30 protein-coding genes are annotated in these 17804 nt (G+C 62.5%); 29 read left to right on the top strand and 1 reads right to left on the bottom strand.

The genetic code is table 11. The features are described from left to right. From AC1DIQ_RS17545 to AC1DIQ_RS17405, 29 genes are all read left to right on the top strand, one after another. Positions 1 to 148 (top strand): EF-Tu C-terminal domain-related protein (locus AC1DIQ_RS17545; RefSeq protein ID WP_478048678.1); only part of this gene is annotated, 148 nt, incomplete at its 5' end. A 333-nt stretch (positions 149 to 481) separates the two neighbouring features. Continuing rightward, a complete protein-coding gene (gene rpsJ, locus AC1DIQ_RS17540; protein ID WP_010341589.1) occupies positions 482 to 793 on the top strand; it encodes a 30S ribosomal protein S10 in 312 nt (103 codons plus the stop codon). An 11-nt stretch (positions 794 to 804) separates the two neighbouring features. Further along, positions 805 to 1455: a 50S ribosomal protein L3 gene (gene rplC / locus AC1DIQ_RS17535; protein ID WP_019186145.1), complete on the top strand. Its 651-nt coding sequence runs from the start codon at positions 805 to 807 to the stop codon at positions 1453 to 1455. A 12-nt stretch (positions 1456 to 1467) separates the two neighbouring features. Continuing rightward, positions 1468 to 2073, top strand: coding sequence for a 50S ribosomal protein L4 (rplD, locus tag AC1DIQ_RS17530; protein WP_019186146.1), 606 nt, complete (start codon positions 1468 to 1470; stop codon positions 2071 to 2073). After that, a complete protein-coding gene (rplW, locus tag AC1DIQ_RS17525; protein ID WP_019186147.1) occupies positions 2070 to 2369 on the top strand; it encodes a 50S ribosomal protein L23 in 300 nt (99 codons plus the stop codon). The genes rplD and rplW overlap by 4 nt, the downstream gene beginning before the upstream one ends. A gap of 10 nt (positions 2370 to 2379) precedes the next feature. Next, complete coding sequence (gene rplB, locus AC1DIQ_RS17520; RefSeq protein WP_017355408.1) at positions 2380 to 3207, top strand: 50S ribosomal protein L2; 828 nt, start codon at positions 2380 to 2382, stop codon at positions 3205 to 3207. A 6-nt stretch (positions 3208 to 3213) separates the two neighbouring features. Then, positions 3214 to 3483 (top strand): 30S ribosomal protein S19, encoded by a 270-nt coding sequence (gene rpsS, locus AC1DIQ_RS17515; RefSeq protein WP_019186148.1) that lies wholly within the window; start codon positions 3214 to 3216, stop codon positions 3481 to 3483. A 12-nt stretch (positions 3484 to 3495) separates the two neighbouring features. After that, on the top strand, positions 3496 to 3831 hold the full coding sequence (gene rplV, locus AC1DIQ_RS17510; protein WP_017355410.1) for a 50S ribosomal protein L22: 336 nt from the start codon (positions 3496 to 3498) through the stop codon (positions 3829 to 3831). A gap of 17 nt (positions 3832 to 3848) precedes the next feature. Then, positions 3849 to 4583, top strand: coding sequence for a 30S ribosomal protein S3 (gene rpsC, locus AC1DIQ_RS17505; protein ID WP_121042874.1), 735 nt, complete (start codon positions 3849 to 3851; stop codon positions 4581 to 4583). Positions 4584 to 4588: 5 nt separating this feature from the next. Continuing rightward, positions 4589 to 5002 (top strand): 50S ribosomal protein L16, encoded by a 414-nt coding sequence (gene rplP / locus AC1DIQ_RS17500; protein ID WP_019186150.1) that lies wholly within the window; start codon positions 4589 to 4591, stop codon positions 5000 to 5002. After that, positions 5002 to 5187, top strand: a complete 186-nt coding sequence (rpmC, locus tag AC1DIQ_RS17495) for a 50S ribosomal protein L29 (RefSeq protein ID WP_019186151.1) — start codon at positions 5002 to 5004, stop codon at positions 5185 to 5187. Before rplP ends, rpmC begins: the two co-directional genes overlap by 1 nt. A gap of 11 nt (positions 5188 to 5198) precedes the next feature. After that, entirely contained in the window at positions 5199 to 5468 is a 270-nt protein-coding gene (gene rpsQ / locus AC1DIQ_RS17490; protein WP_121042876.1) for a 30S ribosomal protein S17, read from the top strand. 13 nt (positions 5469 to 5481) lie between these two features. Continuing rightward, positions 5482 to 5850 carry a 50S ribosomal protein L14 gene (gene rplN, locus AC1DIQ_RS17485; RefSeq protein ID WP_017355415.1) on the top strand — a complete coding sequence of 123 codons (369 nt, stop codon included), beginning with the start codon at positions 5482 to 5484 and terminating at the stop codon, positions 5848 to 5850. Between the two features lie 16 nt (positions 5851 to 5866). Then, positions 5867 to 6184, top strand: coding sequence for a 50S ribosomal protein L24 (rplX, locus tag AC1DIQ_RS17480; RefSeq protein ID WP_017355416.1), 318 nt, complete (start codon positions 5867 to 5869; stop codon positions 6182 to 6184). 11 nt (positions 6185 to 6195) lie between these two features. Then, on the top strand, positions 6196 to 6738 hold the full coding sequence (gene rplE / locus AC1DIQ_RS17475) for a 50S ribosomal protein L5 (RefSeq protein ID WP_019186154.1): 543 nt from the start codon (positions 6196 to 6198) through the stop codon (positions 6736 to 6738). A gap of 18 nt (positions 6739 to 6756) precedes the next feature. Beyond that, positions 6757 to 7062 (top strand): 30S ribosomal protein S14, encoded by a 306-nt coding sequence (gene rpsN, locus AC1DIQ_RS17470; protein ID WP_121042878.1) that lies wholly within the window; start codon positions 6757 to 6759, stop codon positions 7060 to 7062. A 241-nt stretch (positions 7063 to 7303) separates the two neighbouring features. Then, positions 7304 to 7702 carry a 30S ribosomal protein S8 gene (rpsH, locus tag AC1DIQ_RS17465; RefSeq protein WP_019186156.1) on the top strand — a complete coding sequence of 133 codons (399 nt, stop codon included), beginning with the start codon at positions 7304 to 7306 and terminating at the stop codon, positions 7700 to 7702. 18 nt (positions 7703 to 7720) lie between these two features. After that, positions 7721 to 8248 carry a 50S ribosomal protein L6 gene (gene rplF / locus AC1DIQ_RS17460; RefSeq protein ID WP_121042880.1) on the top strand — a complete coding sequence of 176 codons (528 nt, stop codon included), beginning with the start codon at positions 7721 to 7723 and terminating at the stop codon, positions 8246 to 8248. Positions 8249 to 8280: 32 nt separating this feature from the next. Beyond that, on the top strand, positions 8281 to 8634 hold the full coding sequence (gene rplR / locus AC1DIQ_RS17455) for a 50S ribosomal protein L18 (protein ID WP_123728451.1): 354 nt from the start codon (positions 8281 to 8283) through the stop codon (positions 8632 to 8634). Between the two features lie 158 nt (positions 8635 to 8792). After that, a complete protein-coding gene (rpsE, locus tag AC1DIQ_RS17450) occupies positions 8793 to 9332 on the top strand; it encodes a 30S ribosomal protein S5 (protein ID WP_121042884.1) in 540 nt (179 codons plus the stop codon). After that, positions 9325 to 9516 carry a 50S ribosomal protein L30 gene (gene rpmD / locus AC1DIQ_RS17445; RefSeq protein WP_121042886.1) on the top strand — a complete coding sequence of 64 codons (192 nt, stop codon included), beginning with the start codon at positions 9325 to 9327 and terminating at the stop codon, positions 9514 to 9516. The genes rpsE and rpmD overlap by 8 nt, the downstream gene beginning before the upstream one ends. Before the next feature lie 4 nt (positions 9517 to 9520). Continuing rightward, on the top strand, positions 9521 to 9964 hold the full coding sequence (rplO, locus tag AC1DIQ_RS17440) for a 50S ribosomal protein L15 (RefSeq protein WP_121042888.1): 444 nt from the start codon (positions 9521 to 9523) through the stop codon (positions 9962 to 9964). Positions 9965 to 9967: 3 nt separating this feature from the next. After that, a complete protein-coding gene (secY, locus tag AC1DIQ_RS17435; protein WP_019186162.1) occupies positions 9968 to 11323 on the top strand; it encodes a preprotein translocase subunit SecY in 1356 nt (451 codons plus the stop codon). Between the two features lie 345 nt (positions 11324 to 11668). Then, the gene (gene rpsM / locus AC1DIQ_RS17430; protein WP_019186163.1) at positions 11669 to 12025 is read left to right on the top strand and encodes a 30S ribosomal protein S13; all 357 of its coding nucleotides are present in this window, start codon (positions 11669 to 11671) and stop codon (positions 12023 to 12025) included. A gap of 12 nt (positions 12026 to 12037) precedes the next feature. Next, positions 12038 to 12427 carry a 30S ribosomal protein S11 gene (gene rpsK / locus AC1DIQ_RS17425; protein WP_017355427.1) on the top strand — a complete coding sequence of 130 codons (390 nt, stop codon included), beginning with the start codon at positions 12038 to 12040 and terminating at the stop codon, positions 12425 to 12427. A 14-nt stretch (positions 12428 to 12441) separates the two neighbouring features. Then, positions 12442 to 13071, top strand: coding sequence for a 30S ribosomal protein S4 (rpsD, locus tag AC1DIQ_RS17420; protein WP_019186164.1), 630 nt, complete (start codon positions 12442 to 12444; stop codon positions 13069 to 13071). Positions 13072 to 13125: 54 nt separating this feature from the next. After that, positions 13126 to 14124: a DNA-directed RNA polymerase subunit alpha gene (locus tag AC1DIQ_RS17415; protein ID WP_121042890.1), complete on the top strand. Its 999-nt coding sequence runs from the start codon at positions 13126 to 13128 to the stop codon at positions 14122 to 14124. A 201-nt stretch (positions 14125 to 14325) separates the two neighbouring features. After that, positions 14326 to 14712: a 50S ribosomal protein L17 gene (gene rplQ / locus AC1DIQ_RS17410; RefSeq protein ID WP_121042892.1), complete on the top strand. Its 387-nt coding sequence runs from the start codon at positions 14326 to 14328 to the stop codon at positions 14710 to 14712. A gap of 315 nt (positions 14713 to 15027) precedes the next feature. Further along, positions 15028 to 15537: a disulfide bond formation protein B gene (locus AC1DIQ_RS17405; protein ID WP_478050497.1), complete on the top strand. Its 510-nt coding sequence runs from the start codon at positions 15028 to 15030 to the stop codon at positions 15535 to 15537. A 115-nt stretch (positions 15538 to 15652) separates the two neighbouring features. Here AC1DIQ_RS17405 and AC1DIQ_RS17400 read toward each other — a convergent pair whose 3' ends face one another. Beyond that, complete coding sequence (locus AC1DIQ_RS17400) at positions 15653 to 17779, bottom strand: TonB-dependent receptor (RefSeq protein WP_478050496.1); 2127 nt, start codon at positions 17777 to 17779, stop codon at positions 15653 to 15655. Positions 17780 to 17804 lie beyond the last annotated feature (25 nt).

Raw genomic sequence — 17804 nt, 5'->3', positions numbered from 1 at the left:
AGGTGTGGAAATGGTGATGCCGGGCGACAACGTGAAGATGGTTGTCACCCTGATCAACCCGGTCGCCATGGATGAAGGCCTGCGCTTCGCGATTCGCGAAGGCGGCCGTACCGTCGGCGCCGGCGTGGTCTCCAAGATCATCGCGTAATCTGCTAGAATCTGCGCCCCGATGTTGCCTGGGTAGGGCATCGGGGTGTAACCAAACGGGAAAAGAGGCGCAGGATGCTCCTCGTGTTCCCCAGACCAGGAAGGGTCGCGCCATTCAGGCTTTGTCAACAGTACCCCTGTTGACTGCCAACTTGTATGCGCGCTATACTTTTTGTCTGGGCAGATCGGGAGACCGGTCTGCCTCGATTTTTGAGGTCTACGGAAAGATCTTGTCGCCGCGCAGGAATGTGCGGCGTCTGCATTCAGGATATTCATGGGACAAGGCAACCCAGAGGCCTTGTCCGTCGCTCTTTTAACGAAGGAACCCACCGTCATGGCGGACCAAAAGATCCGGATTCGGCTGAAGGCGTTCGATCATCGTTTGATCGACCGTTCGGCCAGCGAGATCGTAGAAACGGCAAAGCGGACCGGCGCGCAAGTGCGTGGCCCGATCCCCCTGCCGACCAAGATCGAGCGTTACACCATTCTCGTCTCGCCGCACGTCGATAAAGACGCGCGTGACCAGTACGAGACCCGCACGCATAAGCGCGTGCTCGATATCGTTGACCCGAACGACAAGACCGTGGACGCGCTGATGAAGCTCGAACTGGCTGCCGGCGTCGACGTTCAGATCAAGCTGACCTGAGGACTACGACCATGACGAAGAAATATTCGTTGGGCTTCGTGGGCCGCAAGGCTGGCATGAGCCGCGTGTTCACCGAAGATGGCCAGGCCATCCCGGTAACCCTGATTGAAGCTACCCCGAACCGCATCGCGCAGATCAAGACCGTCGAAGCTGACGGCTACAGCGCCGTGCAGGTGACCGTCGGCGCGCGTCGCGCTGCCCTGGTCAACAAGCCGGAAGCCGGTCACTTCGCCAAGGCGAAGGTCGACGCGGGCCGTGGCCTGTGGGAATTCCGCGTTGAAGACGCGCAGCTCGGCGATTTCGCCGTTGGCGGCGAAGTCAAGGCGGACATCTTTGAAGTTGGCCAGAAGGTCGACGTCCAGGGTGTCACCAAGGGTAAGGGCTTCCAGGGCACCATCAAGCGCTACAACTTCCGTATGGGCGATGCAACCCACGGTAACTCGCTGTCGCATCGCGCGCCGGGTTCCTTGGGCCAGCGCCAGACCCCGGGTCGTGTTTTCCCGGGTAAGAAGATGTCCGGCCACATGGGTTCGGTGCAGCAGAGCACCCAGAACCTTGAAGTGGTGAAGGTCGATGTCGAACGTGGTCTGATCGCAATCCGTGGTGCCGTTCCGGGCGCAGCGGGTGGTGACGTGATCGTTCGTCCGGCTAGCAAGGCATAAGGAGAGATGACGATGGAACTCGTTATCACGGGTAGCAACAACAAGGTCTCGGTCTCCGATGCCGTGTTCGGTCGCGATTTCAGCGAAGATCTGGTTCACCAGGTCGTCGTTGCTTACCGCAACGCCGGTCGCGCCGGCACCAAGGCACAGAAGACTCGCTCTGAAGTGGCTGGTACCACCAAGAAGTCGAAGAAGCAGAAGGGCGGCGGCGCGCGTCATGGCGCACTGACGGCTCCGATCTTCATCGGCGGCGGTGTCACCTTCGCGGCCAAGCCGCGCAGCTTCGAGCAGAAGGTCAACCGTAAGCAGTACCGTGCAGCCATGTGCGCGATCCTGTCCGAGCTGAACCGCCAGGGCCGTCTGACGATCGTGGAGTCCTTCGATGTCGAAGCGACCAACACCAAGTCGTTGATCGCCAAGCTGGCCGGCCTGGAAGTGGGCAAGCGTCCGCTGATCGTCACCGAAGATGCTTCCGAGCACCTGTACCTGTCGGCGCGCAACATTCCCTACGTGGAAGTGCGTGACGTGCAGGGCCTGGACCCGGTGTCGCTGGTCGGTGCCGACACGGTCGTCATCACCGCTGATGCGGTCAAGAAGGTCGAGGAGTGGCTGGCATGAGCAGCAACGAAAAAGTCTTCAGCGTGCTGCGCGCTCCGCGAGTCTCCGAAAAGACCGCGCGCCTGCAGGAACATTCCAACCAGTATGTCTTCGAAGTTTCGAACGAAGCCACCAAGGCCGATGTAAAGGCCGCGGTTGAGCAGCTGTTCGACGTCAAGGTCGAGTCGGTCAACGTGCTGAACGTGAAGGGCAAGAACAAGTCCTTCCGTAACCGCACCGGCCGCCGCGGCGATTGGCGCAAGGCGTACGTGCGTCTCGCCGATGGCCAGTCCATCGATGTAACGGCCAAGGCCTGAGGTACATCCCATGCCATTGATGAAATTCAAACCCACTTCTCCCGGCCGTCGTTCGGCCGTGCGCGTGGTCACGCCCGATCTGCACAAGGGCGCGCCGCATGCAGCGCTGCTGGAGCCGCAGAGCAAGTCCGGTGGTCGTAACCACCACGGCCGCATCACCACCCGTCATGTGGGCGGTGGTCACAAGCAGCACTACCGAGTCATCGACTTCAAGCGCAACAAGGAAGGCATTCCGGCGCGCGTGGAACGCATCGAATACGATCCGAACCGCACCGCCCATATCGCCCTGCTGTGCTACGTCGACGGCGAACGCCGCTACATCATCGCACCGAAGGGCCTGAAGGCCGGTGACCAGGTGATCGCGGGTTCGGATGCGCCGATCAAGACCGGTAACACGCTGCCGCTGCGCAACATCCCGGTCGGTACCACTGTCCACGGCATCGAACTGAAGCCGGGCAAGGGTGCTCAGATCGCGCGTGCCGCCGGCGCTGCCGTGCAGCTCGTCGCTCGTGAAGGTATCTACGCCACCCTGCGCCTGCGCTCGGGTGAAATGCGTAAGGTGCCGGTCGAGTGCCGCGCCACCATCGGTGAAGTCGGTAACGACGAACACAACCTGGAAAAGCTGGGCAAGGCTGGCGCCAAGCGCTGGCGTGGTGTCCGCCCGACCGTTCGTGGTGCTGCCATGAACCCGGTTGACCATCCGCACGGCGGTGGTGAGGCGAAGGCCGGCCAGGGCAACCCGCATCCGGTCACCCCGTGGGGTGTCCCGACCAAGGGTTACAAGACGCGCCATAACAAGCGCACCCAGCAATTCATCGTCCGCGATCGTAGGGGCTAATCGACCATGGCACGTTCACTCAAGAAGGGCCCGTTTGTCGATCACCACCTCATCAAGAAGGTGGAAGCCGCTGCGGGTAGCAAGAAGCCGATCAAGACCTGGTCGCGCCGTTCGATGATCCTGCCGGAAATGGTAGGCGTCACCATCGCCGTTCATAACGGTAAGAACCACGTTCCGGTGCTCGTCAACGAGAACATGGTCGGCCACAAGCTCGGCGAATTTGCCATCACCCGGACCTTCAAGGGTCACGGTGGTGACAAGAAGTCGGGCAAGTAAGGAGAGATGACAATGGAAGCGAAAGCAATCCTGCGCTCCGCGCGCATCTCTGCGCAGAAAGCCCGCCTGGTCGCTGACCAGGTGCGCGGCCTGCCGGCCGAGCGTGCGGTCAACCTGCTGAAGTTCTCGGACAAGAAGGCTGCCCACCTGATCAAGAAGGTGGTGGAGTCGGCTATTGCAAACGCCGAGAACAACCAGGGCGCCGACGTCGACGAGCTGAAGGTACAGACCATCATGGTAGATGAAGGTCCGACCCTGAAGCGTTTCATGGCGCGGGCGAAAGGCCGCGGCACCCGCATCCTCAAGCGCACCAGCCACATCACTGTGGTTGTGGGCGCCGGCAAGTAAGCGGAAAGGAAAACACCATGGGTCATAAAGTTCATCCGATTGGTATCCGCCTCGGCATTTCCAAGGACTGGAACTCCAAGTGGTACGCCAACAAGGCCGAGTTCGCTGGTTATCTGGCAGCCGACCTGAAGGTGCGGGAAATGCTGCGCAAGAAGCTTGCGCAGGCCGGCATCAGCAAGATCCTGATCGAGCGTCCGGCAAAGACCGCTCGCGTGACGATCCACACCGCCCGTCCGGGCGTGGTGATCGGCAAGCGCGGTGAGGACATCGAGAAGCTGCGCAAGGAAGTGAGCGAAATGATGGGCGTCCCGGCGCACATCAACGTCACCGAAGTGCGTAAACCCGAGCTGGACGCACAGCTGGTTGCCGAGTCGATCGCGCAGCAGCTGGAGCGTCGCATCATGTTCCGCCGCGCGATGAAGCGTTCGGTCGGCAACGCGATGCGCCTCGGTGCCCTGGGCATCAAGGTCAACGTCGGTGGCCGCTTGAACGGCGCAGAAATCGCCCGTTCGGAGTGGTACCGCGAAGGCCGCGTGCCGCTGCATACGCTGCGTGCCGACATCGACTATGGCTTCGCTGAAGCCAAGACGACCTACGGCATCATCGGCATCAAGGTCTGGATCTACAAGGGCGAAGTCTTCGATTTCTCCCAGGTTGGCCAGGAAAAGCAGGACGACTCCCCGCGCAACGATCGTAACGATCGCGGCGACCGCGGTGACCGTCCGTCGCGCCCGGCTCGTGAAGCGAGGTAACGACAATGTTGCAACCCAAGCGAACCAAATACCGCAAGGTACACAAGGGCCGTAACGATGGTCTGAGCTGGAGCGGCAACGCTGTCAGCTTCGGCGAATACGGCCTGAAGGCAACCGCTCATGGTCAGCTGACCGCGCGTCAGATCGAGGCGGCTCGCCGCTCGATCAGCCGCTACGTCAAGCGCGGCGGCAAGATGTGGATCCGAGTGTTCCCCGACAAGCCGATCACCAAGAAGCCCATCGAAGTCCGAATGGGTTCTGGTAAGGGCAACGTGGAGTACTGGGTAGCCCAGATCCAGCCCGGCCGCATGATCTATGAAATCGAAGGCGTCGCAGAAGACGTGGCACGTGAGGCGTTCCGCCTGGCTGCCGCCAAGCTCTCCGTGACCACCACTTTCGTGACCCGGACGGTGCTCTGATGGATATCAAACAACTTCGCGAAAAGTCGGCTGACGACCTGAAGAGCCACCTGATCGACCTGCGTAAGGAGCAGTTCTCGCTCCGTATGCAGCAGGTCACTGGCCAGCTGCCGAAGACCCACGAAACCCGCCGGGTTCGCCGCGAGATCGCTCGCGTCAAGACCCTGCTCGGCAGCACCAAGTAAGGATGGCCGCGATGAGCGATAACAACGACAGCAAGACGCTGCGCACGGTCGAAGGCCGTGTCGTCAGCAACAAGATGGACAAGACGGTCACCGTGTTGGTGGAGCGCCTGGTCAAGCACGCCCTGTACGGCAAGTACATCAAGCGTTCGACCAAGCTGCACGCACACGACGCCGACAACACCTGCAACGAAGGTGATGTCGTTCGTGTGACCGAGATTGCTCCGATGTCCAAGACCAAGAACTGGCGCGTGGTGGAAGTCATCACGCGTGCGGTTCAATAAGGAGATCTGACTCATGATCCAGATGCAGAGCTACCTCGAAGTCGCGGACAATTCCGGTGCCAAGGAAGTGATGTGCATCAAGGTGCTCGGCGGCTCCAAGCGCCGCTACGCGCACATTGGCGACATCATCAAGGTCACCGTGAAGGATGCAATCCCGCGCGGCAAGGTCAAGAAGGGTGAAGTGTTCGACGCCGTCGTGGTGCGTACCCGCAAGGGTGTGCGTCGCGCCGATGGTTCGCTGATCCGTTTCGATGCCAACGCCGCGGTCCTGCTCAACAACAAGCAAGAGCCGATCGGTACCCGCATCTTCGGACCGGTGACGCGTGAACTTCGTTCCGAGAAGTTCATGAAGATCGTCTCGCTCGCTCCCGAAGTGCTGTGAGCGACAGGAGATAATCATGGCTAACCGTATCAAGAAGGGCGACCAGGTTGTCGTCAACACCGGCAAGGACAAGGGCAAGCAGGGCGAAGTCGTCCGCGTCGACGGCGATCGTGTGATCGTCGCCAACGTGAACATCGTCAAGCGCCACACCAAGCCGAACCCGCAGGCAGGCGTTGCCGGCGGCGTGGTCGAGCGTGAAGCGTCGATCCATATCTCCAACGTGAATGTGCTGAACCCGGCTTCGGGCAAGGGCGAGCGCGTTGGCTTCAAGGTGCTGGAGGATGGACGCAAACTGCGTGTGTTCCGCTCCAGCGGTGAGGCGCTCGACGCCTGAGGAATGAGCAGATGAATTCCCGTCTCGAAAAGTTTTACAAGGAAGAAGTGGTGCCGGCGCTGATGAAGCAGTTCGGCTACACCAATCCGATGCAGGTTCCGAAGCTGGTCAAGGTCACCCTGAACATGGGTGTCGGCGAAGCAGCCACGAACAAGAAGATCCTGGAAAATGCCGTCGCCGACATGGCCAAGGTCTCCGGTCAGAAGCCGATCGTGACCAAGTCCCGCGTCTCGGTGGCATCGTTCAAGATCCGCGATGGTTGGCCGATCGGCTGCAAGACCACGCTGCGTCGTGAAAAGATGTACGAGTTCATGGACCGTCTGATCAACATCTCGTTGCCGCGCGTGCGCGACTTCCGTGGTGTCTCGGGTCGTTCCTTCGACGGTCGTGGCAACTTCAACATGGGTGTGAAGGAACAGATCATCTTCCCGGAAATCGACTTCGACGCTGTCGACGCGATCCGCGGCATGGATATCGCCATCACCACCACCGCCAAGACCGATGCGGAAGCGAAGGCGCTGCTCGCMGCGTTCAAGTTCCCGTTCCGTAACTGATACGTCGAGGAATCCGAAATGGCAAAGACCTCCATGGTCAACCGCGACCTCAAGCGTGCGAAGCTGGCCGTCAAGTACGCCGGCAAGCGTGAAGAGCTGAAGAAGATCATCTCCAGCGCGACCGCGTCGTACGACGAAAAGGCCGAGGCCGTCATCAAGCTGCAGAAGCTGCCGCGCGATTCGTCGCCGAGCCGTCACCGCAACCGTTGCGAGCTCTCGGGCCGCCCGCGTGGCGTGTACAGCAAGTTCGGCCTGGGCCGTAACAAGCTGCGCGAAGCCACCATGCGTGGTGACGTGCCGGGCCTGCGCAAGGCCAGCTGGTAAGGGATTCGTCCCTTCAACTGCCCGGTGCCTTCATGGCGCAGGGCAGGGGAGAGGGGCCGGTTTTCCGGCTCTGATCCCGGATTAAGGGAGCCCGACGCAAGTCGGGCTCTTTTTGCCGTATACTCCCGCGTCTTGCTCGCCCGCAAGGCGTGAGCAGTGTGTGAAGACGGGCCCTGGCCCATTCCAGGTAGACACAAGATTTTCGCGAAAGCGGATATCGGTGCACTCAAAGGTATCGACTATGAGCATGACTGATCCCATCGCCGACCTGCTGGTACGCATCAAGAATGCGGCCGCGGTTGGCAAGCAGACGGTGAAAGCACCGTCCTCCAAGATCAAGGTGGCAATCGCAGAGGTGTTGAAGGCCGAAGGCTACATCACCGATCTGCGCGTGACCAAGATCGAGAACAACAAGGCCGAGCTTGAAATCGTCCTGAAGTATTTCGAGGGCAAGCCGGTCATCGAGACCCTGAAGCGCTTCTCGCGTTCGGGTCTGCGCCAGTACCGTGGCAAGTCCGAGCTGCCGAAGGTCCTCAACGGCCTGGGTATCTCCATCATCTCCACCTCCAAGGGCATCATGACTGATGCGCAGGCGCGCCAGTTGGGCGTCGGCGGCGAAGTCCTGTGCTTCGTGGCCTAAGGCGAGAAGGAACCAACTATGTCCCGCGTAGCCAAGAAGCCAGTCAACCTGCCCAAGGGCGTTGAACTGAACATCCAGCCGGAATCCGTCAGCGTGAAGGGCCCGAAGGGCACCCTGTCGCTTGCCAAGGTTGCTGGCGTTGAAATCACTGTCGACAACGGCGTTGCCACCCTGGCCGCCAACGATGCCTCGCTGGTTGCCCTCACCGGCACCGTGCGCGCCATCCTGGCCAACATGGTCAAGGGCGTCACCGACGGCTTCGAGCGCAAGCTTGAGCTGGTCGGCGTCGGCTACCGTGCTGCCATGCAGGGCAAGGATCTGAACCTGTCGCTCGGGTTCTCGCATCCGGTCCTGTTCGTGGCGCCGGAAGGCATCACCATCTCGACCCCGACCCAGACCGAAGTGCTGGTCCAGGGCACCGACAAGCAGCGCGTTGGCGAAGTTGCCGCCAAGATCCGTGGCTTCCGTCCGCCGGAGCCCTACAAGGGCAAGGGTGTGAAGTACGCCGGCGAAGTCATCATTCGTAAGGAAGCCAAGAAGGCCTAATTCAGGTCCTCAGCTTTCCAAGGAAAAAGATCATGAACAAGAACATCGCTCGTCTGCGTCGTGCCAAGTCGACCCGTGCACACATCCGTGTGCTCGGCGTGCCGCGCCTGTCGGTGCTGCGCACCGGTCAGCACCTGTACGCCCAGGTCTTCACCGCCGATGGCTCCAAGGTGCTGGCGTCGGCCAACACCACCCAGGCCGACGTCAAGGAAGGCCTGAAGAACGGCAAGAACAGCGACGCCGCCGTCAAGGTTGGCAAGCTGGTCGCCGAGCGCGCCAAGGCTGCGGGCATCGAGAAGGTCGCTTTCGACCGCTCGGGCTACCGCTACCACGGCCGCATCAAGGCACTGGCTGATGCAGCCCGCGAAGGCGGCCTGCAGTTCTAAGGGATAAGGAAGCGGGGCTGGTCCCCGCTTCCGCCTGCCTGCCGGCGCGGGTTGCGCCGGGCGACGTCCTTCTTCTGCAGGGGCGCTCGATCCACCGCTTCATTCCACAGCTATAAGCGGCATTGAGCCGTACATACTCAATCAATCAAGGAATCAACATGGCAGAAGAACGTCAGCAGCGGGGTCGCGATCGCGATCGCCGCGAAGAGAAAGTCGACGACGGCATGATCGAAAAGCTGGTCGCGGTCAACCGCGTCAGCAAGACCGTCAAGGGCGGTCGCCAGTTCACCTTCACCGCACTGACCGTGGTCGGTGATGGCGCAGGCAAGGTTGGCTTCGGTTATGGCAAGGCGCGTGAAGTGCCGGTCGCGATCCAGAAGTCGATGGAACAGGCTCGCAAGAACCTGGCCAATGTCGATCTGAACAACGGCACGTTGTGGCACCCGGTGAAGTCCGGCCACGGCGCAGCTCGCGTGTTCATGATGCCGGCCTCCGAAGGTACCGGTGTGATCGCCGGTGGTGCCATGCGCGCCGTCCTGGAAGCCGTTGGCGTCAAGAACGTGCTGGCCAAGGCCGTCGGCTCGCGCAACCCGATCAACCTGGTTCGCGCCACGCTGAAGGGTCTGAGCGAAATGCAGTCGCCGGCCCGCATCGCGGCCAAGCGCGGCAAGAAGGTGGAGGATCTCAACCATGGCTAATGACACCACCAAGACCATCAAGGTCCGTCTGGTTGGCGGCCTGCGCGGCGCCCAGGCACGTCACCGCCTGTCGGTGAAGGCGCTTGGCCTCGGCAAGCTCAATAGCGTACGTGAACTGAAGGACAGCCCGCAGGTTCGCGGTCTGATCAACAAGGTCCACTACCTCGTCAAGGTTGAGGAATAATCCAATGACCATGCATCTCAATGAACTGAGCCCGGCACCGGGCGCTCGTAAAGAGCGTACCCGCGTCGGTCGTGGTATCGGCTCCGGCCTGGGCAAGACCTGCGGCCGCGGCCACAAGGGTTCGTTCGCCCGTAAGGGTGGCGGCAAGATCAAGGCAGGCTTCGAAGGCGGCCAGACCCCCATGCAGCGTCGTCTGCCGAAGGTCGGTTTCCGTTCCAAGATCGCCAAGGACACCGCTGAAGTGCTGTCCTACCAGCTTGAGCGTCTGGAAGCTGGCGAGATCGACTTTGCCGCGCTGCGCGCTGCCAAGCTGGTCCCGAGCACCGCTAAGCGTGCCAAGATCGTCATGAAGGGTGGCCTGACCAAGGCATTCACCTTGAAGGGCGTCGCTGCAACGGCCAGTGCCAAGGCCGCGATCGAAGCTGCCGGCGGCAGCGTACAGGAGTAAGACATGGCGCAAGCTGGCATTGGTAACCTCGGCGGCGGGCTCGGCAAGTTCACGGAACTCCGCCAGCGACTGCTGTTCGTCATCGGGGCATTGATCGTCTACCGCATCGGCTGTTATGTGCCGGTGCCTGGCGTCAATCCCGATGCCATGCTTGCGCTCATGCAGGCGCAGGGCGGCGGCATCGTGGACATGTTCAACATGTTCTCGGGCGGCGCCCTGCACCGTTTCAGCATTTTCGCGCTGAACGTGATGCCGTACATCTCGGCATCCATCGTGATGCAGCTGGCGGTCCACATCTTCCCGGCATTGAAGTCGATGCAGAAGGAAGGTGAATCGGGTCGTCGCAAGATCACCCAATATTCCCGCATCGGCGCCGTGTTGCTGGCGGTGGTGCAGGGCGGCAGCATCGCGCTGGCGCTGCAGAACCAGGTCTCCCCGGGCGGTGCCCCGGTCGTCTACGCACCGGGCATGGGCTTCGTGCTCACCGCCATCGTCGCCCTGACCGCCGGTACCATCTTCCTGATGTGGGTCGGTGAGCAGGTCACCGAGCGCGGCATCGGCAACGGTGTGTCGCTGATCATCTTCGCCGGCATCGTGGCCGGCCTGCCGGGCGCGGTCATCCACACCGTGGAAGCCTACCGCGACGGCAACATGAGCTTCATCGCCCTGCTGCTGATCGTGCTGGTGGTGCTGGCCTTCACCTACTTCGTGGTGTTCGTCGAGCGCGGCCAACGCCGCATCACGGTGAACTACGCACGTCGCCAGGGTGGCCGCAACGCGTACATGAACCAGACCTCGTTCCTGCCGCTGAAGCTGAACATGGCGGGCGTGATCCCGGCCATTTTCGCCTCGAGCATCCTGGCATTCCCGACGACGCTGGCCATGTGGTCCGGCCAGGCCAGTTCGGCCACGTGGCTGCAGAAGGTCGCCAACGCCCTCGGGCCGGGCGAGCCGCTGCACATGATCGTGTTCGCCGCGCTGATCAGTGGTTTCGCGTTCTTCTACACCGCGCTGGTGTTCAACTCGCAGGAAACCGCCGACAACCTGAAGAAGTCGGGCGCGCTGATTCCGGGCATCCGTCCGGGCAAGGCCACCGCCGACTACGTGGATGCCGTGCTGACCCGCCTGACGGCCGCCGGTTCGCTGTACCTGGTGATCGTCTGTCTGCTGCCGGAAATCCTGCGCACCCAGCTCGGCGCCTCGTTCTACTTCGGCGGCACCTCGCTGCTGATCGTGGTGGTGGTGGTGATGGACTTCATTGCCCAGATCCAGGCGCACCTGATGTCGCACCAGTATGAGAGCCTGTTGAAGAAGGCCAACCTGAAGGGCGGCAACCGCGGCGGTTTTGCCCGCGGCTGATTGACCTGTTACACTAGTCTTCTTGTTGCGAAGGCCCTCCGGTTCCCGGACTGGCCTTCCAAATCGAAGGGCGGCCCCTGCAGCGGTTTCGGGTGGGGGTGTGATGTGGTGGTCCTGCGCGGGAGTAGCGCGGGCGGCGGCGGGGGCAACCTCTGCAGTCAACGACATCCGGCGCCGGAGCATGGGCACACTCCCCACGCCGGGTCCATGGAACCTTCAGGTTCCACGGGCTTCCCAGTAAACCGAGACCTTGATAGAATCGCTAGTTCACTTTTTTGATCCATCCTGCCGGATTGGCGCGCCCATGGTGCGCTGTCGGCCATCACTCAGCTGGAGAACCGCGTCATGGCGCGTATTGCAGGCGTCAACCTGCCAGCCCAGAAGCACGTCTGGGTCGGGTTGCAAAGCATTTACGGCATCGGCCGTACCCGTTCGAAGAAGGTCTGCGACGCCGCAGGCGTGACCTCGACCACCAAGATCCGCGATCTGTCGGAGCCGGAAATCGAGCGTCTGCGTCTCGAAGTCGGCAAGTACATCGTGGAAGGCGATCTGCGCCGTGAAATCGGTATCGCGATCAAGCGCCTGATGGATCTGGGCTGCTACCGCGGTCTGCGTCACCGTCGCGGTCTGCCGCTTCGTGGCCAGCGCACCCGTACCAACGCCCGCACCCGCAAGGGCCCGCGCAAGGCGATCAGGAAGTAAGGGACCTAAGAAATGGCTAAGCCCGTCGCTAAGACCAAGAAGAAGATCAAGCGCGTCGTCACTGACGGCGTCGCCCACGTCCACGCTTCTTTCAACAACACCATCGTGACCATCACCGACCGTCAGGGCAACGCTCTGTCGTGGGCGACCTCCGGTGGCGCTGGCTTCCGCGGTTCGCGTAAGTCCACCCCGTTCGCTGCCCAGGTGGCTGCCGAGAAGGCCGGCCGTGCCGCGCTCGACTACGGCGTCAAGTCCCTGGAAGTCCGCATCAAGGGCCCGGGTCCGGGTCGTGAGTCGGCCGTGCGCTCGCTGAACAACGTGGGCTACAAGATCACCAACATCATCGACGTGACGCCAATCCCGCACAACGGGTGCCGTCCGCCGAAGAAGCGTCGCGTCTAAAGGAGCGATAAGAAATGGCTCGTTATATCGGTCCTACCTGTAAGCTCGCCCGCCGCGAAGGCGCCGACCTTTCCCTCAAGAGCCCGGCCCGTGCGCTGGACTCCAAGTGCAAGCTGGAGCAGAAGCCCGGCCAGCACGGCGCCACTGCCCGTAAGGGCAAGCTGTCCGACTACGCTACCCAGCTGCGTGAAAAGCAGAAGGTCAAGCGTATCTACGGTCTGCTGGAGCGTCAGTTCCGCAACTACTACAAGAAGGCCTCGACCAAGAAGGGCAACACCGGCGAGAACCTGCTGCAGTTGCTGGAAACCCGTCTTGACAACGTCGTTTACCGCATGGGCTTCGCAGTGACCCGTCCGGCTGCCCGTCAGCTGGTCTCGCACCGCGGTGTCACCGTGAACGGCAAGTCGGTCAATCTGGCTTCGTACCAGGTCAAGGCTGGCGACGCCGTCGCTCTGTCCGAGAAGGCTGCCAAGCAGCTGCGCGTCCAGGAAGCCCTGACCGTGTCTGCTACGCATGACCTGCGTCCGTCGTGGGTTGAAGTTGATTCCGGCAAGTTCGCCGGCATCTTCAAGGCCGTGCCGGATCGTTCGGACCTGCCTGCGGATATCAACGAAGCGCTGATCGTCGAGTTGTATTCGAAGTAATTCACATTGGAGAACCTCCGGGTCACACCGGAGGTTCGCAGGAGAACCCGCAACATGACGGTTACCGCCAACCAGGTTCTGCGTCCTCGCGGTCCGCAGATCGAACGCCTTACCGATACCCGCGCCAAGGTCGTCATCGAACCCTTGGAGCGTGGTTACGGGCATACGCTGGGCAACGCCCTGCGTCGCGTGCTGCTGTCGTCCATCCCGGGCTTCGCCATCACGGAAGTCGAAATCGATGGCGTACTGCACGAGTACACCACGCTTGAAGGCTTGCAGGAGGACGTGCTGGAAGTCCTGCTCAACCTGAAGGATGTGGCCATCCGCATGCATACCGGCGACAACGCTACGCTGTCGCTGTCCAAGCAGGGTCCGGGTGTCGTTACCGCTGCTGATATCAAGATTGACCATAACACCGAGATCCTCAATCCGGCTCATGTGATCTGCCATCTCACCAAGGATGTGGCGATCAACATGCGTCTGAAGGTCGAGCGCGGTTTCGGCTACCAGCCTGCTGCTGCTCGTCGTCGCCCGGATGAAGAAACCCGTGCCATCGGCCGCCTGGTCCTGGATGCGTCGTTCTCGCCGGTCCGTCGCGTCGCCTATTCGGTGGAAGCGGCCCGCGTGGAACAGCGTACCGATCTGGACAAGCTGGTGCTGGACATCGAGACCAACGCGACGATCGATGCCGAGGAAGCCGTGCGCACTGCCGCCGACATCCTCAGCGATCAGCTGTCGGTCTTCGGTGACTTCACCCACCGCGACCGCGGTGCGGCGAAGCCGGCCAACAACGGCGTGGATCCGGTGCTGCTGCGCCCGATCGACGATCTGGAGCTGACCGTGCGTTCGGCCAACTGCCTGAAGGCAGAGAGCATCTATTACATCGGCGATCTGATCCAGAAGACCGAAGTGGAGCTGCTCAAGACCCCGAACCTCGGCAAGAAGTCGCTGACCGAGATCAAGGAAGTCCTCGCACAGCGCGGTCTTTCGCTCGGCATGAAGCTGGAGAACTGGCCGCCGGCCGGTGTCGCCCAGCACGGCATGCTCGGCTGATCCAGCGCTACGCAAGATGCTTGACCCCGCACCTTCGGGTGCGGGGGCTTCACCCGCAACACCCCGCACCGACAGGTCGATAGCCTGCGGTGACGGCCAGCCAGGACGGCTGGCACCGGACCATCCGCAGTCCAAGCAGCAACGCCAGGATGGCGACAGCGATACCCAACCGATCCAACATTCACTTCAGGAATCACCGTCATGCGTCATATGAAGTCCGGTCGTAAGTTCAACCGCACCAGCGCCCATCGCGAAGCAATGTTCAAGAACATGGCCGCGTCGCTGTTCAAGCACGAGCTGATCAAGACCACCCTGCCGAAGGCCAAGGAACTGCGCCGCGTTGCCGAGCCGCTGATCACCCTGGCCAAGGTTGATTCGGTTGCCAACCGTCGTCTGGCGTTCGCTCGCCTGCGCGACAACGAAGCCGTCGGCAATCTGTTCACCACCCTGGGCCCGCGTTACGCGAGCCGTCCGGGCGGTTACCTGCGTCTGCTGAAGTGCGGTTTCCGCGCTGGCGACAATGCGCCGATGGCCTACGTGGAGCTGGTCGATCGTCCGGCTGCTGTGGCTGAAGCCGTCGAAGAGTAATCTTCGAGCTGTACCTGTTATTCGGTGAAGAACCCGGCCTTGTGCCGGGTTTTTCCGTTTCTGGGGTTTGATGGCGGCAACGCCTGCACACATGGTCGGTGCGCAGGGGGTAAAGCAAAGCATGTGGCGGTCGCGGCGCGTGGGTAGTGCCGGCCGCTGGCCGGCTCCTCAGTACCGTCGCTGCGTTGGGGTGGTTCCGCTTGATGTAAGGAACATGCTGTCCGGTCCGCTGCGCCGATGGTCGGCAGGTGCGCATGGACGTGGGCGGTCACGGCCCTGTTAATCTTGGGGCCTGGACTTTCACGAGTGTTGGCAATGAATCCATTGCGTTGGAGTTTCCGCGCCCAGTTCCTGTTGGGGTTTCTGGTCTGCGCGGCGCTGTTGGGGTATGCGATCTTCCTGCAGTTGAAGATGGGGCTGGAGCCGTGTCCGTTGTGCATTTTCCAGCGGATTGCATTCGCGGCATTGGGGCTGCTGTTCCTGATCGGAGCGCTGCATGGTCCGCGTGATCCGGCCGGGCGGAAGACGTATGGGGTGCTGGCCTTCATCGCGGCCGCGGTCGGTATCGGTATTGCCGGGCGCCATGTGTATGTGCAGTGGCTGCCGCAGGACATGGGCTCGAGCTGTGGGCCGCCGCTGAGTTTCCTCAGTGAGACGATGGGGCCGTTCGAGGTGTTCCGCACCGTGCTGACCGGTACCGGCAACTGCGGCAACATCGATTGGCAGTTCCTGGGCCTGACGATGCCGATGTGGAGCCTGGTGTGGTTTGCGGCATTGGCGGTGTGGGCGCTGGTGACGGCGTTCCGTGCCCGTCGCCGCCACTGAGGCGTTTCTCAACTCAGTGACCTCGGCCTGGCCACGCAACGCGTGCCAGGCCGGGTGCTGCGATCAGGTCTGGATGCTGCTGATCTGATTGAATGGCAGGGCTTTCTCGCGAAGCTCAGAAGTCCTGCTGCAGGCTGAGGTAGGCGCCGCGGCGCGGACCCCATTGCGGGGCGAAGACGCCGATGCCGCCGCCGTCGCGCAGTTGGTAACTGCGGTCCAGTGCGTTGACCAGGGCGAGCTGTGCATGCAGTGGGTGGCCGCTGTCGGCGTTGAAGTCGTGGCCGGCGCTGAGGTTGAGCTGCAGGTAGGCGGGGAGTTCGCCGCCGTTGGGGATGCCATCGGCATCCGAGCGCAGGCCGCTGCCGAACACGTAGTCGGCGCCAAGACGGTTGTGCCCGGCGAAGGCGTAGCTGATGCCGCCGGACGAGGTCAGTTTCTGGTCGTGGTCCAGATGGATCCAGTTGTTCTGGACGTAGGCCAGTGCCTCGGGATCGAGGTTGTACTGGCCGGTGATGACCTGCTTGCCCATGGCCTTGTTGTAGGCGGCATTGACGTAGGCGCTGAGCGGGCCGTTGCTGTAGTCGGCGCTGAATTCCACGCCGTGGATGTGGCCGAGGCGATAGTTGAAGGTGGAGTAGATGTAGGCGGCGCCGAACTGGCCTTCGTCCTGCAGGCGGTCGACCTTGCGGTCGTAAGCGTCCAGGCCCAGGGTGAGGTGTTCGCCCACCTGCTGGGAGACGCCGATGTCGTAGTAGTCGCTGCGCTCGGACAGCGGCGTGGTGCTCCCCCCGGTCGGTTGCTGGTTGGTGGTGCCGTCGTAGAGTGCGATGTCGCTGCTGGCCACCAGTTCGCTGGCCGGCGGGGTGAAGTAGCGCGAGTACCCGGCGTGCACGGTAGTGCTGTCGGTGGCGTTCCAGACCACGCCCACCCGCGGGCTGAGCTGGCCTTCGGTGCCGCCGAACGCTTTGTAGCGGTCACCGCGCAGGCCGTAATTGACCGTCCAGTCCTCGCCGAGGCGCCATTCGTCCTGCAGATAGACCGCGGTGGTGGTGGCGTTGAAGGCGCTCGCCTCCGGAATGCGCAGGGGCGTGGTGCTGGCCTGCTGGCCGTCGGCGTCGACCGGGAACACCCAGGTGTCGCTGCCGGCGCGGGCGCGCTCGGCGTTGACGTACAGGCCGTAGCGCAGCGTGTGGTTTTCACCGAGCGGGGTGGAGAAATCGGCCTGCACGGTGTTGGCGCGGTTGCTGCGTTCCACCTGTGAGGCGACGCCGTTGAAGATCAGATCGCCGGCGAGGTCCGGGTTGAAGGACAGGTCGCTGTACCGCTGCCCGGCCGAAACCTGGTAGGCGGTGCTGCCCAGCGCACCCTGCAGCACCAGCATGCCGAAGCGGGTGGTCTCGCGCTGGGTTTCGTCCAGCGCGGCGGAGTCCGCAGTGACCGTATCCAGGTAGCCGAACTGCGGGGACTGGCCAGGGTTGACCGGGATCTGGAAGCGGTTGTTGGAGAACCCGGCGAACAGGCTCAGGCGGGTGTCGTCGTTGATCAGATAGGTCAGGTCGGCGAATGCCTTGCCCTGGTGGGTGTCATCGTGGTCCGGCCTGCGCGAGGCGGTGGGGTTTTCCATGCCGACCTGGTTCTGGTCGTAGTTGCCGGTCAGATACCAGCTCCAGCGGCCCTGGCTGCCCCACCACGAGGCGTTGGGGTTGACCTTGCCGTAGGAGCCGGCAGTGAGGCCGGCGCTGCCGCCATTGCCCAGCTCGGCGCCGCTGCGGGTGGTGATGTCCACCACAGCGGCCGTGCGCTCGCCGAACTGCGCCGGCAGCGCACCGTCCATCAGGCGGATGCTCTTGATCGCGCGGGCATCCAGGGTCTGGCCGAAGCCGGAGATCGATTCGGGCAGCAGCACGCCGTTGAGGCGGTACTGGAGGTTGGCATGGTCGCCGCGCACATGGACGCCGCCGTAGGAGTCCTGGACCACGCCCGGGGCCTGCAGCAGCACCTGGTTCAACGGGGTGGAGGCACCCAGCGGCAGGTTCTGGATATCTTCGGCGGTGATCTGGTACTGGCTGCTGCCGATATCCGGCGACAGCGCATTGCGCGCCTGGTCGAGTTTGGCGCTGACCGTGACCGCATCCAGCTCGGTCACCGCAGGGGCGGCGGTGGATGGGGTGGCGGCGAGGGCGGGCAGGCCGGTCAGGGCCAGGGAAACAGCGATACCGGTAGCAAGCAGGGAGGGCTTCATGAGGATGGCTTGGCTGGGCGATGGG

The sequence above is a fragment of the Stenotrophomonas sp. 05L413 genome (assembly GCF_056397945.1).
This window is presented reverse-complemented; position numbering and strand designations above follow the sequence as displayed.

Excerpts from the sequence above, each read along its gene's own strand:
- rpsJ (WP_010341589.1), top strand. The coding sequence starts at position 482 with ATGGCGGACCAAAAGATCCGGATTCGGCTGAAGGCGTTCGATCATCGT.
- rplC (WP_019186145.1), top strand. The coding sequence starts at position 805 with ATGACGAAGAAATATTCGTTGGGCTTCGTGGGCCGCAAGGCTGGCATG.
- rplD (WP_019186146.1), top strand. The coding sequence starts at position 1,468 with ATGGAACTCGTTATCACGGGTAGCAACAACAAGGTCTCGGTCTCCGAT.
- rplW (WP_019186147.1), top strand. The coding sequence starts at position 2,070 with ATGAGCAGCAACGAAAAAGTCTTCAGCGTGCTGCGCGCTCCGCGAGTC.
- rplB (WP_017355408.1), top strand. The coding sequence starts at position 2,380 with ATGCCATTGATGAAATTCAAACCCACTTCTCCCGGCCGTCGTTCGGCC.
- rpsS (WP_019186148.1), top strand. The coding sequence starts at position 3,214 with ATGGCACGTTCACTCAAGAAGGGCCCGTTTGTCGATCACCACCTCATC.
- rplV (WP_017355410.1), top strand. The coding sequence starts at position 3,496 with ATGGAAGCGAAAGCAATCCTGCGCTCCGCGCGCATCTCTGCGCAGAAA.
- rpsC (WP_121042874.1), top strand. The coding sequence starts at position 3,849 with ATGGGTCATAAAGTTCATCCGATTGGTATCCGCCTCGGCATTTCCAAG.
- rplP (WP_019186150.1), top strand. The coding sequence starts at position 4,589 with ATGTTGCAACCCAAGCGAACCAAATACCGCAAGGTACACAAGGGCCGT.
- rpmC (WP_019186151.1), top strand. The coding sequence starts at position 5,002 with ATGGATATCAAACAACTTCGCGAAAAGTCGGCTGACGACCTGAAGAGC.
- rpsQ (WP_121042876.1), top strand. The coding sequence starts at position 5,199 with ATGAGCGATAACAACGACAGCAAGACGCTGCGCACGGTCGAAGGCCGT.
- rplN (WP_017355415.1), top strand. The coding sequence starts at position 5,482 with ATGATCCAGATGCAGAGCTACCTCGAAGTCGCGGACAATTCCGGTGCC.
- rplX (WP_017355416.1), top strand. The coding sequence starts at position 5,867 with ATGGCTAACCGTATCAAGAAGGGCGACCAGGTTGTCGTCAACACCGGC.
- rpsN (WP_121042878.1), top strand. The coding sequence starts at position 6,757 with ATGGCAAAGACCTCCATGGTCAACCGCGACCTCAAGCGTGCGAAGCTG.
- rpsH (WP_019186156.1), top strand. The coding sequence starts at position 7,304 with ATGAGCATGACTGATCCCATCGCCGACCTGCTGGTACGCATCAAGAAT.
- rplF (WP_121042880.1), top strand. The coding sequence starts at position 7,721 with ATGTCCCGCGTAGCCAAGAAGCCAGTCAACCTGCCCAAGGGCGTTGAA.
- rplR (WP_123728451.1), top strand. The coding sequence starts at position 8,281 with ATGAACAAGAACATCGCTCGTCTGCGTCGTGCCAAGTCGACCCGTGCA.
- rpsE (WP_121042884.1), top strand. The coding sequence starts at position 8,793 with ATGGCAGAAGAACGTCAGCAGCGGGGTCGCGATCGCGATCGCCGCGAA.
- rpmD (WP_121042886.1), top strand. The coding sequence starts at position 9,325 with ATGGCTAATGACACCACCAAGACCATCAAGGTCCGTCTGGTTGGCGGC.
- rplO (WP_121042888.1), top strand. The coding sequence starts at position 9,521 with ATGACCATGCATCTCAATGAACTGAGCCCGGCACCGGGCGCTCGTAAA.
- secY (WP_019186162.1), top strand. The coding sequence starts at position 9,968 with ATGGCGCAAGCTGGCATTGGTAACCTCGGCGGCGGGCTCGGCAAGTTC.
- rpsM (WP_019186163.1), top strand. The coding sequence starts at position 11,669 with ATGGCGCGTATTGCAGGCGTCAACCTGCCAGCCCAGAAGCACGTCTGG.
- rpsK (WP_017355427.1), top strand. The coding sequence starts at position 12,038 with ATGGCTAAGCCCGTCGCTAAGACCAAGAAGAAGATCAAGCGCGTCGTC.
- rpsD (WP_019186164.1), top strand. The coding sequence starts at position 12,442 with ATGGCTCGTTATATCGGTCCTACCTGTAAGCTCGCCCGCCGCGAAGGC.
- AC1DIQ_RS17415 (WP_121042890.1), top strand. The coding sequence starts at position 13,126 with ATGACGGTTACCGCCAACCAGGTTCTGCGTCCTCGCGGTCCGCAGATC.
- rplQ (WP_121042892.1), top strand. The coding sequence starts at position 14,326 with ATGCGTCATATGAAGTCCGGTCGTAAGTTCAACCGCACCAGCGCCCAT.
- AC1DIQ_RS17405 (WP_478050497.1), top strand. The coding sequence starts at position 15,028 with ATGAATCCATTGCGTTGGAGTTTCCGCGCCCAGTTCCTGTTGGGGTTT.
- AC1DIQ_RS17400 (WP_478050496.1), bottom strand. The coding sequence starts at position 17,779 with ATGAAGCCCTCCCTGCTTGCTACCGGTATCGCTGTTTCCCTGGCCCTG.